The sequence below is a fragment of the Streptomyces sp. genome (assembly GCF_031178505.1).
Lineage (GTDB): Bacteria > Actinomycetota > Actinomycetes > Streptomycetales > Streptomycetaceae > Streptomyces > Streptomyces gulbargensis.
The window spans coordinates 1-12922 of sequence record NZ_JAPSIW010000113.1 but is presented as its reverse complement, the minus strand read 5'-3'; the positions used below and the strand labels follow the sequence as shown (position 1 = coordinate 12922).

The 12922-nt window shown below is 72.6% G+C and carries 12 protein-coding genes and 1 pseudogene; 12 read left to right on the top strand and 1 reads right to left on the bottom strand.

Annotated features, from left to right (window positions below):
• From RIF68_RS11160 to ftsH, 3 genes are all read left to right on the top strand, one after another.
• Window positions 1–1371 (top strand): HD domain-containing protein (locus RIF68_RS11160; RefSeq protein WP_309051017.1); only part of this gene is annotated, 1371 nt, incomplete at its 5' end.
• A 115-nt stretch (window positions 1372–1486) separates the two neighbouring features.
• A complete protein-coding gene (gene ffh / locus RIF68_RS11155) occupies window positions 1487–3043 on the top strand; it encodes a signal recognition particle protein (RefSeq protein ID WP_309051016.1) in 1557 nt (518 codons plus the stop codon).
• A 170-nt stretch (window positions 3044–3213) separates the two neighbouring features.
• The gene (ftsH, locus tag RIF68_RS11150; protein ID WP_309051015.1) at window positions 3214–5151 is read left to right on the top strand and encodes an ATP-dependent zinc metalloprotease FtsH; all 1938 of its coding nucleotides are present in this window, start codon (window positions 3214–3216) and stop codon (window positions 5149–5151) included.
• Between the two features lie 106 nt (window positions 5152–5257).
• Here the strand turns inward: ftsH and RIF68_RS11145 are convergent, their stop codons facing one another.
• Entirely contained in the window at window positions 5258–5986 is a 729-nt protein-coding gene (locus tag RIF68_RS11145; protein WP_309051014.1) for a methyltransferase domain-containing protein, read from the bottom strand.
• A 382-nt stretch (window positions 5987–6368) separates the two neighbouring features.
• Here RIF68_RS11145 and RIF68_RS11140 point away from each other — a divergent pair, with 382 nt between their 5' ends.
• From RIF68_RS11140 to lepB (RIF68_RS11100), 9 genes and pseudogenes are all read left to right on the top strand, one after another.
• Complete coding sequence (locus RIF68_RS11140) at window positions 6369–6962, top strand: hypothetical protein (protein WP_309051013.1); 594 nt, start codon at window positions 6369–6371, stop codon at window positions 6960–6962.
• 157 nt (window positions 6963–7119) lie between these two features.
• Window positions 7120–7563 (top strand): 30S ribosomal protein S16, encoded by a 444-nt coding sequence (gene rpsP / locus RIF68_RS11135; protein ID WP_309051012.1) that lies wholly within the window; start codon window positions 7120–7122, stop codon window positions 7561–7563.
• Between the two features lie 2 nt (window positions 7564–7565).
• The gene (locus RIF68_RS11130; protein ID WP_005311361.1) at window positions 7566–7805 is read left to right on the top strand and encodes an RNA-binding protein; all 240 of its coding nucleotides are present in this window, start codon (window positions 7566–7568) and stop codon (window positions 7803–7805) included.
• 100 nt (window positions 7806–7905) lie between these two features.
• Entirely contained in the window at window positions 7906–8496 is a 591-nt protein-coding gene (gene rimM, locus RIF68_RS11125; RefSeq protein ID WP_309051011.1) for a ribosome maturation factor RimM, read from the top strand.
• Complete coding sequence (gene trmD, locus RIF68_RS11120; protein WP_309051010.1) at window positions 8493–9314, top strand: tRNA (guanosine(37)-N1)-methyltransferase TrmD; 822 nt, start codon at window positions 8493–8495, stop codon at window positions 9312–9314. The genes rimM and trmD overlap by 4 nt, the downstream gene beginning before the upstream one ends.
• A 127-nt stretch (window positions 9315–9441) precedes the next feature.
• Window positions 9442–9792, top strand: a complete 351-nt coding sequence (gene rplS / locus RIF68_RS11115) for a 50S ribosomal protein L19 (protein WP_309051009.1) — start codon at window positions 9442–9444, stop codon at window positions 9790–9792.
• Between the two features lie 69 nt (window positions 9793–9861).
• Window positions 9862–10620: pseudogene (gene lepB, locus RIF68_RS11110) on the top strand (signal peptidase I); the annotation flags it as partial.
• Window positions 10621–10858: 238 nt separating this feature from the next.
• Window positions 10859–11893 (top strand): signal peptidase I, encoded by a 1035-nt coding sequence (gene lepB, locus RIF68_RS11105; RefSeq protein ID WP_309051008.1) that lies wholly within the window; start codon window positions 10859–10861, stop codon window positions 11891–11893.
• Window positions 11826–12746 (top strand): signal peptidase I, encoded by a 921-nt coding sequence (gene lepB, locus RIF68_RS11100; RefSeq protein WP_309051018.1) that lies wholly within the window; start codon window positions 11826–11828, stop codon window positions 12744–12746. The genes lepB (RIF68_RS11105) and lepB (RIF68_RS11100) overlap by 68 nt, the downstream gene beginning before the upstream one ends.
• Window positions 12747–12922: the final 176 nt, after the last annotated feature.

Below are 12922 nucleotides of genomic sequence, written 5' to 3'. Positions count from 1 at the left end.
CGCCACCTCGCCGCCACTGCCGGCCCGCTCCCCGTGCCGTGGCCCGCCGAGGCCCGCGAGGAACTCGTCACCCTCCTCGGCGCCGGGCCGCCCGCCGTGCCCGTCTGGGAGGCGCTGGAGGCCGAGGGACTCGTCACCCGCCTCCTGCCGGACTGGGACCGTGTCCGCCACCGGCCCCAGCGCAACCCCGTCCACACCTGGACCGTCGACCGGCACCTCGTGGAGACCGCGGTCCGCGCCGCCTCCCTCACCCGCCGCGTCGGCCGGCCCGACCTCCTCCTCGTCGCCGCCCTCCTCCACGACATCGGCAAGGGCTGGCCCGGCGACCACTCCGTCGCCGGGGAGACCATCGCCCGCGACCTCGCCGCCCGCATCGGCTTCGACCGCACCGACACCGCCACCCTCGCCACCCTCGTCCGCCACCACCTCCTCCTCATCGACACCGCCACCCGCCGCGACCTGGACGACCCCGCCACCGTCCGGTCCGTCGCCACCGCCGTCGGCACCTACGGGACGCTGGAACTCCTGCACGCCCTCACCGAGGCCGACGCCCTCGCCACCGGACCCGCCGCCTGGTCCGCCTGGCGCGCCCTCCTCGTCGACGACCTCGTCAAACGCGTCGCGGGCGTCCTCGCGGGCGAACCCCTGCCCGACCCCGAGGCCGCCGCCCCCAGCGCCGCACAGGAACGCCTCGCCGTCGAGGCCCTGCGCACCGGCGAACCCGTCCTCGCCCTGCACACCCGCGAGGACGAGCCCCTCGACCCGGACGAGCCCGAGCCCGTCGGCGTCGAACTGGTCATCGCCCTGCCCGACCGGCCCGGCGTGCTCCCCGCCGTCGCGGGCGTCCTCGCCCTGCACCGCCTCACCGTGCGCGCCGCCGACCTACGGGCCGTACGCCTCCCGGACGGGCTCGCCACCGGGCCCGGCGGCGGGGCGGGCGAGAACTCCGTCCTGGTGCTCGACTGGCGCGTCGCCGCCGAGTACGGCTCCCTGCCCCAGGCCCACCGCCTGCGCGCCGACCTCGTCCGCGCCCTCGACGGCACCCTCGACATCGCCGCCCGGCTCGCCGAACGCGAGGCCGCCTACCCCCGGCGCCGCGGCGTCCAGGCGCCGCCGCCCCGCGTCACCGTCGCCGCCGCCGGATCCCGCCTCGCCACCGTCCTGGAGGTCCGCGCCCAGGACGCCCCCGGCCTCCTCCACCGCATCGGCCGCGCCCTGGAAGGAGCGGCGGTACGGGTCCGCAGCGCCCATGTCTCCACGCTCGGCGCCAACGCCGTCGACACCCTCTACGTGACCCGCCCGGACGGCACCCTCCTCACGGACGGGGAGGCGGCCGACCTCGCCCGGGCGCTGGAGAAGGCCCTGCGGTGACCGGACGGGACGCACCCCCGGGCGGCGGATCCGGTGGGCAGGGACGATTCACGCGGCGGGCCGGATACCCTGGAGGGCGATTCTCTGCCCCCGACCTCAAGGACCGACGAGCGCCGTGTTCGATACTCTCTCCGACCGCCTGAGCGCGACTTTCAAGAGCCTCCGGGGCAAGGGTCGCCTTTCCGAGCAGGACATCGACAGCGCGGCCCGGGAAATCCGTATCGCACTCCTCGAGGCGGACGTCGCCCTCCCGGTCGTCCGCGCGTTCATCAAGAACGTCAAGGAGCGGGCCCTCGGCGCAGAGGTCTCCAAGGCCCTGAACCCGTCGCAGCAGGTCATCAAGATCGTCAACGACGAGCTGGTCGGGATCCTCGGCGGCGAGACCCGCCGCCTGCGCTTCGCCAAGTCCGGCCCCACCGTGATCATGCTCGCCGGTCTCCAGGGCGCCGGTAAGACCACGCTCGCCGGAAAGCTCGGCCTCTGGCTCAAGGGCCAGGGCCACTCGCCGCTGCTCGTCGCCTGCGACCTCCAGCGCCCCAACGCCGTCAACCAGCTCTCGGTCGTCGCCGACCGCGCCGGCGTCGCCTTCTACGGCCCGCAGCCCGGCAACGGTGTCGGCGACCCGGTCCAGGTCGCGAAGGACTCCGTCGAGTACGCGCGGACCAAGCTCTACGACGTCGTCATCGTCGACACCGCCGGCCGCCTCGGCATCGACCAGGAGCTGATGCGGCAGGCCGCGGACATCCGCGACGCCGTCAGCCCCGACGAGATCCTCTTCGTCGTCGACGCCATGATCGGCCAGGACGCGGTCAACACCGCCGAGGCCTTCCGCGACGGCGTCGGCTTCGACGGCGTCGTGCTCTCCAAGCTCGACGGCGACGCCCGCGGTGGTGCCGCGCTCTCCATCGCGCACGTCACCGGCAAGCAGATCATGTTCGCCTCCAACGGCGAGAAGCTGGACGACTTCGACGCGTTCCACCCGGACCGCATGGCGTCCCGCATCCTCGGCATGGGCGACATGCTCTCGCTCATCGAGAAGGCCCAGCAGACCTTCGACGAGGAAGAGGCCGCCAAGATGGCCTCCAAGCTCGCGTCGAAGAAGGGCCAGGAGTTCACCCTCGACGACTTCCTCGCCCAGATGGAGCAGGTCCGCCGGATGGGCTCCATCTCCAAGCTCCTCGGCATGCTGCCCGGCATGGCCCAGATGAAGGAGCAGATCAACAACATCGACGAGCGGGACGTCGACCGCACCGCCGCCATCATCAAGTCGATGACCCCGGCCGAGCGCCAGGACCCGACCATCATCAACGGCTCCCGCCGGGCCCGTATCGCCAAGGGCTCCGGTGTCGAGGTCAGCGCCGTGAAGGGCCTGGTCGAGCGGTTCTTCGAGGCCCGCAAGATGATGTCCCGCATGGCCCAGGGCGGCGGCCTGCCCGGCATGCCCGGCATCCCGGGCATGGGCGGCGGCCCCGGCCGCCAGAAGAAGCAGCAGAAGCAGGCCAAGGGCAAGCGCAAGAGCGGCAACCCGATGAAGCGGAAGGCCGAGGAGCAGGCCGCCGCCGAGCGCCGCGAGCAGGCCGCCCAGCAGGGCGGCGCGTTCGGCCTCCCGGCCGCCGGCCAGGCCCCGCAGGACTTCGAGCTCCCGGAGGAGTTCAAGAAGTTCATGGGCTGACCCGGCAGGGGCCACGAACCCCTCACCCGGACGCCGGAAGAGGACAAGGGGCCCGGAGCGGTACGGAGACGACCGCCCGGGCCCCTTGTCGTCCCTCCGGATCGCCCGTGATGCCGCTTCCGCCCCGATCTGCCGATACTGGGGGCGACCGCCGCCCCGAGGAGAGCCACGTGGCCAACCCCGTACCCCCGCGCGACCGGACCGACCAGCCCTGGCGCTCGGAAGGGGCACCGCCGCCCCCGCCCCCCAAGCGGAAGATGCCCGGCGGCTGGGGCAGCCTCGTCCTCACCGCCCTCGCCGTCTACCTCGTCACCAACCTGGTGCTCTCGTTCTTCAACGAGGGCGACGGCCCCACCATCTCGTACACCGAGTTCAGCAGACAGGTCGCCGCCGGCAACGTCACCACCCTCTACTCCAAGGGCGACGCCATCCAGGGCACCCTCAAGAACAAGCGGCCCGTCCCCGACGGCGAGGGCGACTACACCACGTTCCGCACCCAGCGCCCGGCCTTCGCCGACGACGACCTGTGGGCCCAGCTCACGAAGCAGAAGGTCACCGTCACCGCCCGGCCGGTCGTCCAGGAACGCTCCTTCCTCGCCAACCTCCTCATCTCCCTGGCACCGATGCTGCTCCTCGTCCTCCTGTGGGTCCTCATCGCCCGCCGGATGAGCGCCGGCATGGGCGGCGCGGGCGGCATGCTCGGCCGCAAGCAGCCGCCGAAACCCGTCGAGCTGGAGGGCGCCCGGCGCACCACCTTCGCCGACGTCGCCGGCATCGACGAGGTGGAGGGCGAACTCAACGACGTCGTCGACTTCCTCAAACACCCCGACGCCTACCGCGCCATGGGCGCCAAGATGCCCCGCGGCGTCCTCCTCGCCGGAGCGCCCGGAACCGGCAAGACCCTCCTCGCCCGGGCCGTCGCCGGAGAGGCCCAGGTGCCCTTCTTCTCCGCCTCCGCCTCCGAGTTCATCGAGATGATCGTCGGCGTCGGCGCCTCCCGCGTCCGCGAACTCTTCGCCGAGGCCCGCAAGGTCGCCCCCGCCATCATCTTCATCGACGAGATCGACACCATCGGCCGCGCCCGCGGCGGCGGCGCCGGCATGGGCGGCCACGACGAACGCGAACAGACCCTCAACCAGATCCTCACCGAGATGGACGGGTTCACCGGCTCCGAAGGCGTCATCGTCCTCGCCGCCACCAACCGCGCCGACGTCCTCGACCCCGCCCTCACCCGCCCCGGCCGCTTCGACCGCGTCGTCCACGTCAACCCGCCCGACCGCGGCGGCCGCGAGGCCATCCTCCGCATCCACACCCGCGAGATCCCCCTCGCCCAGGACGTCGACCTCGCCCAGGTCGCCCGCACCACCCCCGGCATGACCGGCGCCGAACTCGCCAACCTCGCCAACGAGGCCGCGCTCCTCGCCGTCAAACGCCAACGGAAGACGGTCACCCGGACCGACCTCTCCGACGCCCTGGAGAAGGTCCAGCTCGGAGCCGAACGCCCTCTCGTCATGCCCCTGGAGGAACGGCGCCGCACCGCCTACCACGAGAGCGGCCACGCCCTCCTCGGCATGCTCCAGCCCGGCGCCGACCCCGTCCGCAAGATCACCATCGTGCCGCGCGGCCGCGCCCTCGGCGTCACGCTCTCCACCCCCGACGCCGACAAGTACGCCTACACCGAGGAGTACCTGCGCGGCCGGATCATCGGTGCCCTCGGCGGCATGGCCGCCGAACAGGTCGTCTTCGGCGTCGTCACCACCGGAGCCGAGAGCGACCTCGAACAGGTCACCCGCATCGCCCGCGGCATGGCCGGCCGCTGGGGCATGAGCGCCCGCGTCGGCCGCCTCTCCGCCATCCCCGGCGACGCCCAGCAGGCGTACGGCCTCTCCGCGGCCCCCACCACCCTCGACACCGTCGACGAGGAGATGCGCCGCATCGTCGACGAGTGCTACGAGAGCGCGGTCCGCCAACTCCGCGAACACCGCGACCGCCTCGACGCCCTGGCCGAGGCCCTCCTCACCCGCGAAACCCTGGAGGAGGCCGACGCCTACCGCGCCGCGGGCCTTCCCCGGCCGGCCCCGGAGCGGGCCCTGGGCGCGGGGGACTGAGCCGCCCGTGGGCGGACGGCGCGGGCGAGCGGGCGAAGGGCCCCGGGGTGGACGGTGAGCCCGGGGCCCGGAGCCGTACGGGCACCACGCCCCCGCCGGCCCCCCGTCACGGCACCCGGGCGATCACGTACCGGAAGACGTTCGGCATCCACACCGTGCCGTCCGCGCGGACGAACGGGGCGAGGGCCTCCTCGATCTCCTTCTCCACCTGCGCCAGGTCCGTCGCCCGCACCGCCTCGTCGAAGACCCCCGTCGACAGCAGGCCGCGCACCGCGCTGCCCCCGTCCGCGTAGCCGAACGGGCACGCCACCCGGCCCGAGCCCTCGGGACGCAGCCCCGCCCGGGCCACCAGGCCGTCCAGGTCCGGGCGGCCCGCCGGGGACCGGTCCGCGAGGCGCGCCCCGACCCGCAGCACCGGCTCCGCCGCACACCGCTCCGGCGGTCCTGCCGACGCCAGCACGACCGCCGCACCGGATTGCGCCGAACGGGTGATCGCGGCGAGCTCCGCGCCCAGCGCGTCCGTCGCGTCGAACGCGGTCACCACGTCGTACGGGCCGGCGTCCGCGGGCACCCGGTCCCCGACCGCCACCCCCTCCGGCAGCCGCTCCCGGGCCAGCTCCACGCGCGCGTGGTCCCGGTCGACGCCGGTCACCGAGGCGCCCCGCGCCGCCGCCATCAGCAGCGCGAGGCCCGAACCGCAGCCGAGGCCGAGCACCCGGGACCGCGCGTCCACGCCGAGACGGTCGTAGACCGCCTCGTACAGCGGGACGAGCATCCGCTCCTGGATCTCGGCCCAGTCGCGGGCGGGGTGGTGCGGGACGAGCGTAGGTGTCATGGAGAACGCCCCAATCCGTGACGGAACGACAGCCCCCCGTAGCCAGGGAACTGCGCTTCCCCGTCCGCGTCCAGTCCTGGCACCGCACCGATTCGCCCGGGGGAGCCCCGGTGCGCCGCCTTGCGGGCGGTCCCGGTAATGTGCCCGTAACACTTCGCCCGGCCGGTCCCGCCGCCGCTCCTCCCGGGGCGCGCACCCCGCGGTCACGCGCCGGGGCGTATGCGCCACTACGCACCGGCTTGACGCCCCCTGCGCCCCTTCTCCACAGATCGGCGCACTGGCCCTCCTCGGGACGCATCAGGGGCCAACTGACTGGTACGTGCAAATTATTTGGGATGCCCCGTAATGGAACCCGGAAGGGATCCGGCTCGTTGTACCCGACGTGAGCACGACACCACCTGTTCTCGCCGCAGAGCTGGCGCAGGCGTGGGCCGACATTCAACGGCACCACCCCGAGCTGCCGGACCTCGCCGCGCCCGAGTCCCTGATCGGAGAGTCCTCGTCCGCCTGCGGCGCCGAGCTCTCCTTCGAGCGACTGCTCCACGAGGCAGTCCACGGCATCGCCGCCGCCCGAGGAGTCCGCGACACCTCACGGGCCGGCCGCTACCACAACCGCAGATTCCTCGCGATCGCCGAGGAGATGGGCCTCGACCATCCCGAGGAGCCACATCCCAGCAGCGGCTTCTCCCTGGTCACGCTCAACGCCGAGGCGAGGCGCCGCTACCGCCCCACCATCGAACGGCTCCAGCGCGCCCTGAAGGCCCACACCGTGGCCACGGCCGCCGACACCAAGCGCACCTTCCGCGGACCGGCCGCCCGGCACGGTTCCTCGGGCGGAGGCGTCCGCGTCAAGGCCGTCTGCGACTGCGGACGCAACGTGCGCGTGGTGCCGTCGGTGCTGGCCCAGGCCCCGATCGTGTGCGGCGGCTGCGGCAAGCCCTTCCGCATTCCGGAGACGGTGGGCGCCGCCAACTGACCCGGCCGGGTGTGGCACAATGGCTAGCTGTACTCGACAGTCGAACAGGACCCCTCTCTCCTCCGGCTGACGCGTCCATCGGGCAACTCGGGTACCGCAACCCCACGTGGCATCCCGTTGGTGCCCCACCACGTCAAGACCAGGAGACACCACTCCAGTGGCAGTCAAGATCAAGCTCAAGCGCCTCGGCAAGATTCGCCAGCCGCACTACCGCATCGTCGTCGCCGACTCCCGCACCCGCCGGGACGGTCGCGCGATCGAGGAGATCGGCCTCTACCACCCGACGTACAACCCGTCGCGTATCGAGGTCGACTCCGAGCGTGCGCAGTACTGGCTGTCCGTCGGCGCCCAGCCGACCGAGCCCGTCCTCGCCATCCTGAAGCTCACCGGCGACTGGCAGAAGCACAAGGGCCTGCCGGCCCCGGAGAAGCCGCTGCTGGCCCCGGCCACCAAGGAGGCGAAGCGCGCGTCGTTCGACGAGTTCGCGAAGACCCTCGAGGGCGGCGACGACAAGGGTGAGGCCATCACCCCCAAGGCCAAGAAGGCCGACAAGAAGGCTGACGAGGCCGAGGCCGCGTCGACCGAGTCGACCGAGGCCTGAGCATGCTCGAGGAGGCTCTCGAGCACCTCGTGAAGGGCATCGTCGACAATCCCGACGATGTGCAGGTCGCCTCGCGCAACCTGCGTCGTGGCCGCGTGCTCGAGGTTCGGGTCCACCCCGACGACCTCGGTAAAGTGATCGGCCGCAACGGCCGCACCGCTCGTGCGCTGCGCACCGTCGTGGGCGCCATCGGCGGCCGCGGCATCCGCGTCGACCTCGTCGACGTGGACCAGGTTCGCTGACCACGGTCGGCCGCATACCTTAAAAAGCGCCGGCGCGGGCCGGGGAGGGCTTTCGAGCCCGCCCCGGCCCGTCGTCGTCCGACAGGAGAGTGTTCACGTCGTGCAGCTGGTAGTCGCGCGAATCGGCCGCGCCCACGGCATCAAGGGCGAGGTCACCGTCGAGGTCCGTACCGACGAGCCCGAGCTGAGGCTCGGCCCCGGGGCCGTCCTCCTCACCGACCCGGCCTCCACCGGGCCGCTGACCATCGAGTCCGGCCGCGTCCACAGCGGCCGACTGCTGCTGCGCTTCGCGGGCGTCCACGACCGCACCGCCGCCGAAGCCCTCCGCAACACCCTCCTCATCGCCGAGGTCGACCCGACCGAGCTGCCCGAGGAGGAGGACGAGTACTACGACCACCAGCTCATCGACCTGGACGTGGTCCTCGCCGACGGCACCGAGGTCGGTGTCATCACCGAGATCTCCCACCTGCCGTCCCAGGACCTCTTCATCGTGGAGCGCCCCGACGGCACCGAGCTGATGATCCCCTTCGTCTCCGAGATCGTCTCCGAGATCGACCTGGAGAACCAGCGCGCCGTCATCACCCCGCCCCCCGGCCTCATCGACGACCGCGCCGTGATCGCCTCCGCGCGCGACGCGGAGACCCAGGAGCGGGACGCGGAGGACGCGGGCGCGGAGGAGCGGGACGCATGAGGCTCGACGTCGTCACGATCTTCCCCGAGTACCTCGAACCCCTGAACGTCTCCCTCGTCGGCAAGGCCCGCGCCCGCGGACAGCTCGACGTCCACGTCCACGACCTGCGCGACTGGACGTACGACCGCCACAACACCGTCGACGACACCCCCTACGGCGGCGGCCCCGGCATGGTCATGAAGACCGAGCCCTGGGGCGACGCCCTCGACCAGACCCTCGCCGACGGGTACGAGGCGGGCGCGCACGGGCCCGTCCTCGTCGTCCCCACCCCCAGCGGACGCCCCTTCACCCAGGAACTCGCCGTCGAACTCTCCGAGCGGCCCTGGCTGATCTTCACCCCGGCCCGCTACGAGGGCATCGACCGCCGCGTCATGGACGAGTACGCCACCCGCGTGCCCGTCTACGAGGTGTCCATCGGCGACTACGTCCTCGCCGGCGGCGAGGCCGCCGTCCTCGTCGTCACCGAGGCCGTCGCCCGCCTCCTGCCCGGTGTCCTCGGCAACGCCGAGTCGCACCGCGACGACTCCTTCGCCCCCGGCGCCATGGCCAACCTCCTCGAAGGCCCCGTCTACACCAAGCCCCCCGAGTGGCGCGGCCGGAGCATCCCCGAGGTCCTCCTCAGCGGCCACCACGGCAAGATCGCCCGCTGGCGGCGCGACGAGGCCTTCCGCCGTACCGTGGCCAACCGGCCCGACCTCATCGAGCGCTGCGACCCCGCCGCCTTCGACAAGAAGGACCGCGAGATCCTCTCGATGCTGGGCTGGGCCCCCGAACCCGGCGGCCGATTTTGGCGCAGGGTCGAGGGCGTGGAAGAATAGGCCGCTGTCGTCCGTCCGGCGCGCGCCCCTGCCACAGGGGGAAGACGCCCGCCCTTCGCGGACGACGATCCCATCCTCACGAACGTACCGCTGATGACCTGTGGCATCAGCGAGGAAAGAGACCTCCATGGCCTCCCTGCTCGACCAGGTCAACGCGGGTTCGCTCCGCTCCGACCTCCCCGCCTTCCGTCCCGGCGACACCGTGAACGTCCACGTGCGCGTCATCGAGGGCAACCGCTCCCGTATCCAGCAGTTCAAGGGCGTCGTCATCCGCCGCCAGGGCTCGGGCGTCAGCGAGACCTTCACGGTCCGCAAGGTCTCGTTCTCCGTCGGCGTCGAGCGCACCTTCCCGGTGAACAGCCCGATCTTCGAGAAGATCGAGCTCGTCTCCCGCGGTGACGTCCGTCGCGCCAAGCTCTACTACCTGCGTGAGCTGCGCGGCAAGGCTGCCAAGATCAAGGAGAAGCGCGACAACTGAGCTCAGGCTCACCGTCCGCGCGACGCTTCCGACTCCACGCACAGGCGGGCCGGATAGGCTCTGCCACCGATGGACACCGAAGCACAGCACACGGAGCGCGACCGCTCCTCCGCACCGGAGGAGGGGTCGCGCTCCGCGCGCGTTCCCGGGCCCTCCCGACGGACGCCCTCGTGGCGCAGGACCGGCCTCGTCGGCGCCGCCTGCGTGATCTTCCTGCTGCTCCTCAGCCACTTCGTCGCGCAGCCCTTCCTGATCCCCAGCGGCTCCATGGAACCCACCCTCCAGGTCGGTGACCGGATCCTGGTCAACAAGCTGGCGTACCGTTTCGGCGCCGAGCCGCGCCGCGGCGACGTCGTCGTCTTCGACGGCACCGGCTCCTTCGTCCGCGAGGAGACGGGCGGCGCCCCCGTCACCGGCCTGCTGCACGACGCGGCGGCCGCGCTCGGCCTCGCCGAACCCGACGAGACCGACTTCGTCAAGCGGGTCGTCGGCGTCGGCGGCGACCGGGTGGTCTGCTGCGACAAGGACGGCCGGCTCGGCGTCAACGGCGTGCCCGTCCGGGAGACCGCGTACCTCAGGTTCGGCGACCAGCCCTCCGCCGTGCCCTTCGACATCGTCGTCCCGCCCGGTCGGCTCTGGGTGATGGGCGACCACCGCAGCCAGTCCAGCGACTCCCGCGACCACCTCGGCAGCCCCGGCGGCGGCATGGTGCCGGTCGAGAAGGTCATCGGCCGCGCCGACTGGGTCGCCTGGCCCGTCGGCCGCTGGTCCACCGTCCCGGCGACGGACGCCTTCGACGGCGTCCCGCCGCCCCCGTCCGGCACCGGCGCGCCCCACGCGGCGGGCCCCGGGCGCGCCCCTGCCACCGCCCCGCCCGTCGAGCCCGTACGGCGCGGTGCGACCGCCCCGTACGGCGAGCCGCGGCCCGCACCGTACGCCGCGGCGGAGCCCGTACCGTACGCCGAGCCGGTGCGTGGGGCGGACGCCGCCCCCGTACGCGACGCCCGTCACCCGGCCGGGACGCCGGAAGGCGCGGTACGCGGCGGGGAGGCCGGAGCGGGAGCCCATGGGTAGCCGGCGCAGACCGCCCGGCGGGGGTCCCGCGCACGGGCACCGCGCGGGTGACGGCCAGGACGCCCCCCGGCCCGGGCGGGCCGAGCGGCGCAAGCTGGCCCGCAAGGTCAAACGGCGCCGCCGGCGCTCCGCGATCCGTGAGATCCCCATCCTCCTCACGGTCGCCGTCCTCATCGCGCTCGTCCTCAAGACCTTCCTCGTCCAGGCCTTCGTCATCCCCTCCGGTTCCATGGAGCAGACGATCCGCATCCAGGACCGGGTTCTGGTCGACAAGCTCACCCCCTGGTTCGGCTCCCGCCCCCGGCGCGGCGACGTCGTCGTCTTCAAGGACCCCGGCAACTGGCTCGAACCCGACACCACCCCGGCCCCCGAGGACCCCGTGGGGGTGAAACAGGCCAAGCAGGCGCTGACCTTCATCGGCCTGCTGCCCTCCGCCGACGAACGCGACCTCATCAAGCGGGTCGTCGCCGTCGGCGGCGACACCGTGCGCTGCTGCGACAAGGACGGCCGGATCACCGTCAACGGCGTCCCCCTGGACGAGCCCTACCTGTACCCCGGCGACCGGCCGTCCACCATCCCCTTCGAGGTCAAGGTCCCCGAGGGCCGCGTCTTCGTCCTCGGCGACCACCGCTCCGGCTCCGCCGACTCCCGCTTCCACCTCGACGAGAAGGACCACGGCACCGTCGCCGAGGACCAGGTCGTCGGCCGCGCGGTCGTCATCGCCTGGCCCGTCGGCCACTGGCGGCGCCTGGAGGAACGCGAGACCTTCGCCGCCGTACCGGACGCACGTCCGGATTCCGGCAGCACGCTCGGTCTGTCGCATAGTGTGTCTCCGCGCGATCTCAACGGATTGCCCTGGCTCCCGACCCCTGCGGAACTTCTGCTCGTTATGGGAGTGGTGGGCCTGTCCCTGTTCCGGGACGGGCGATTGCACGGAGTGAGGAGTGGATGTGGGGGATTTGGCCGTCGGCGCACGATCCGGACACGACGAGCCCGAGAAAAGGGCCGACGGGACCTCAGGCGATGACGTGACGGGTGACGACATGACCAGCGGCGAACCCCCGCACGGGGGCGGCGACGGGAACGACGGCGACGGCCCGCGCGGCAAGGGCCCGAAGAAGCAGCGTTCCTTCTGGAAGGAACTGCCGCTTCTCGTCGGCATCGCCCTGCTGCTCGCGCTGCTGATCAAGACCTTCCTGGTGCAGGCCTTCTCGATTCCCTCGGAATCGATGATGAACACCCTCAAGAAGGGCGACCGGGTCCTCGTCGACAAGCTCACCCCCTGGTTCGGCTCCGAGCCCGAGCGCGGCGAGGTCGTCGTCTTCCACGACCCGGGCGGCTGGCTGGAGGGCGAGACGACCCCCGAGCCGAACGTGCTGCAGAAGTTCCTCAGCTTCATCGGCCTCATGCCGTCCGCCGAGGAGAAGGACCTCATCAAGCGGGTCATCGCCGTCGGCGGCGACACCGTGTCCTGCAAGGAGGGCGGCAAGGTCGTCCTCAACGGCAAGGAACTCGACGAGACCGCCTACCTCTTCCCCGGCTCCGTGCCCTGCCAGGACTCCTTCGGCCCCGTCAAGGTCCCCGAGGGCCGCATCTGGGTCATGGGCGACAACCGGCAGAACTCCCTGGACTCCCGCTTCCACCAGGAACTCCCCGGCGCCGGCACCGTCGCCGAGGACCTCGTCGTCGGCCGCGCCGTCGTCGTCGCCTGGCCCCTCACCCGCTGGGCCACGCTCCCGGTCCCCGACCTCTTCGACCAGCCCGGCCTCGACCAGGCCGCCCTGACCGTCGCCCCCGGCGCCGCGGGCATCGCCGGAGCGCTCCCGCTCGTCCTGTGGCGCCGCAGGAAGACCGCCGCCGGGCGTACCGCCGGGGAGTGACCCGCCGGTAGGGTGCCGTCCCGGACCGTCGACCGACCTCTGGGGTGCGCATGAGCGGAAAACTACGGACGCAGGACGGCCACGGCCGTCTCGGCAGCGTGCTGTCGGGGCTGGTCGTGGCCGTCGGCTGTCTGCTGTTCGTCGGAGGCTTCGTCGCCGGCGCCCTGCTCTACCGC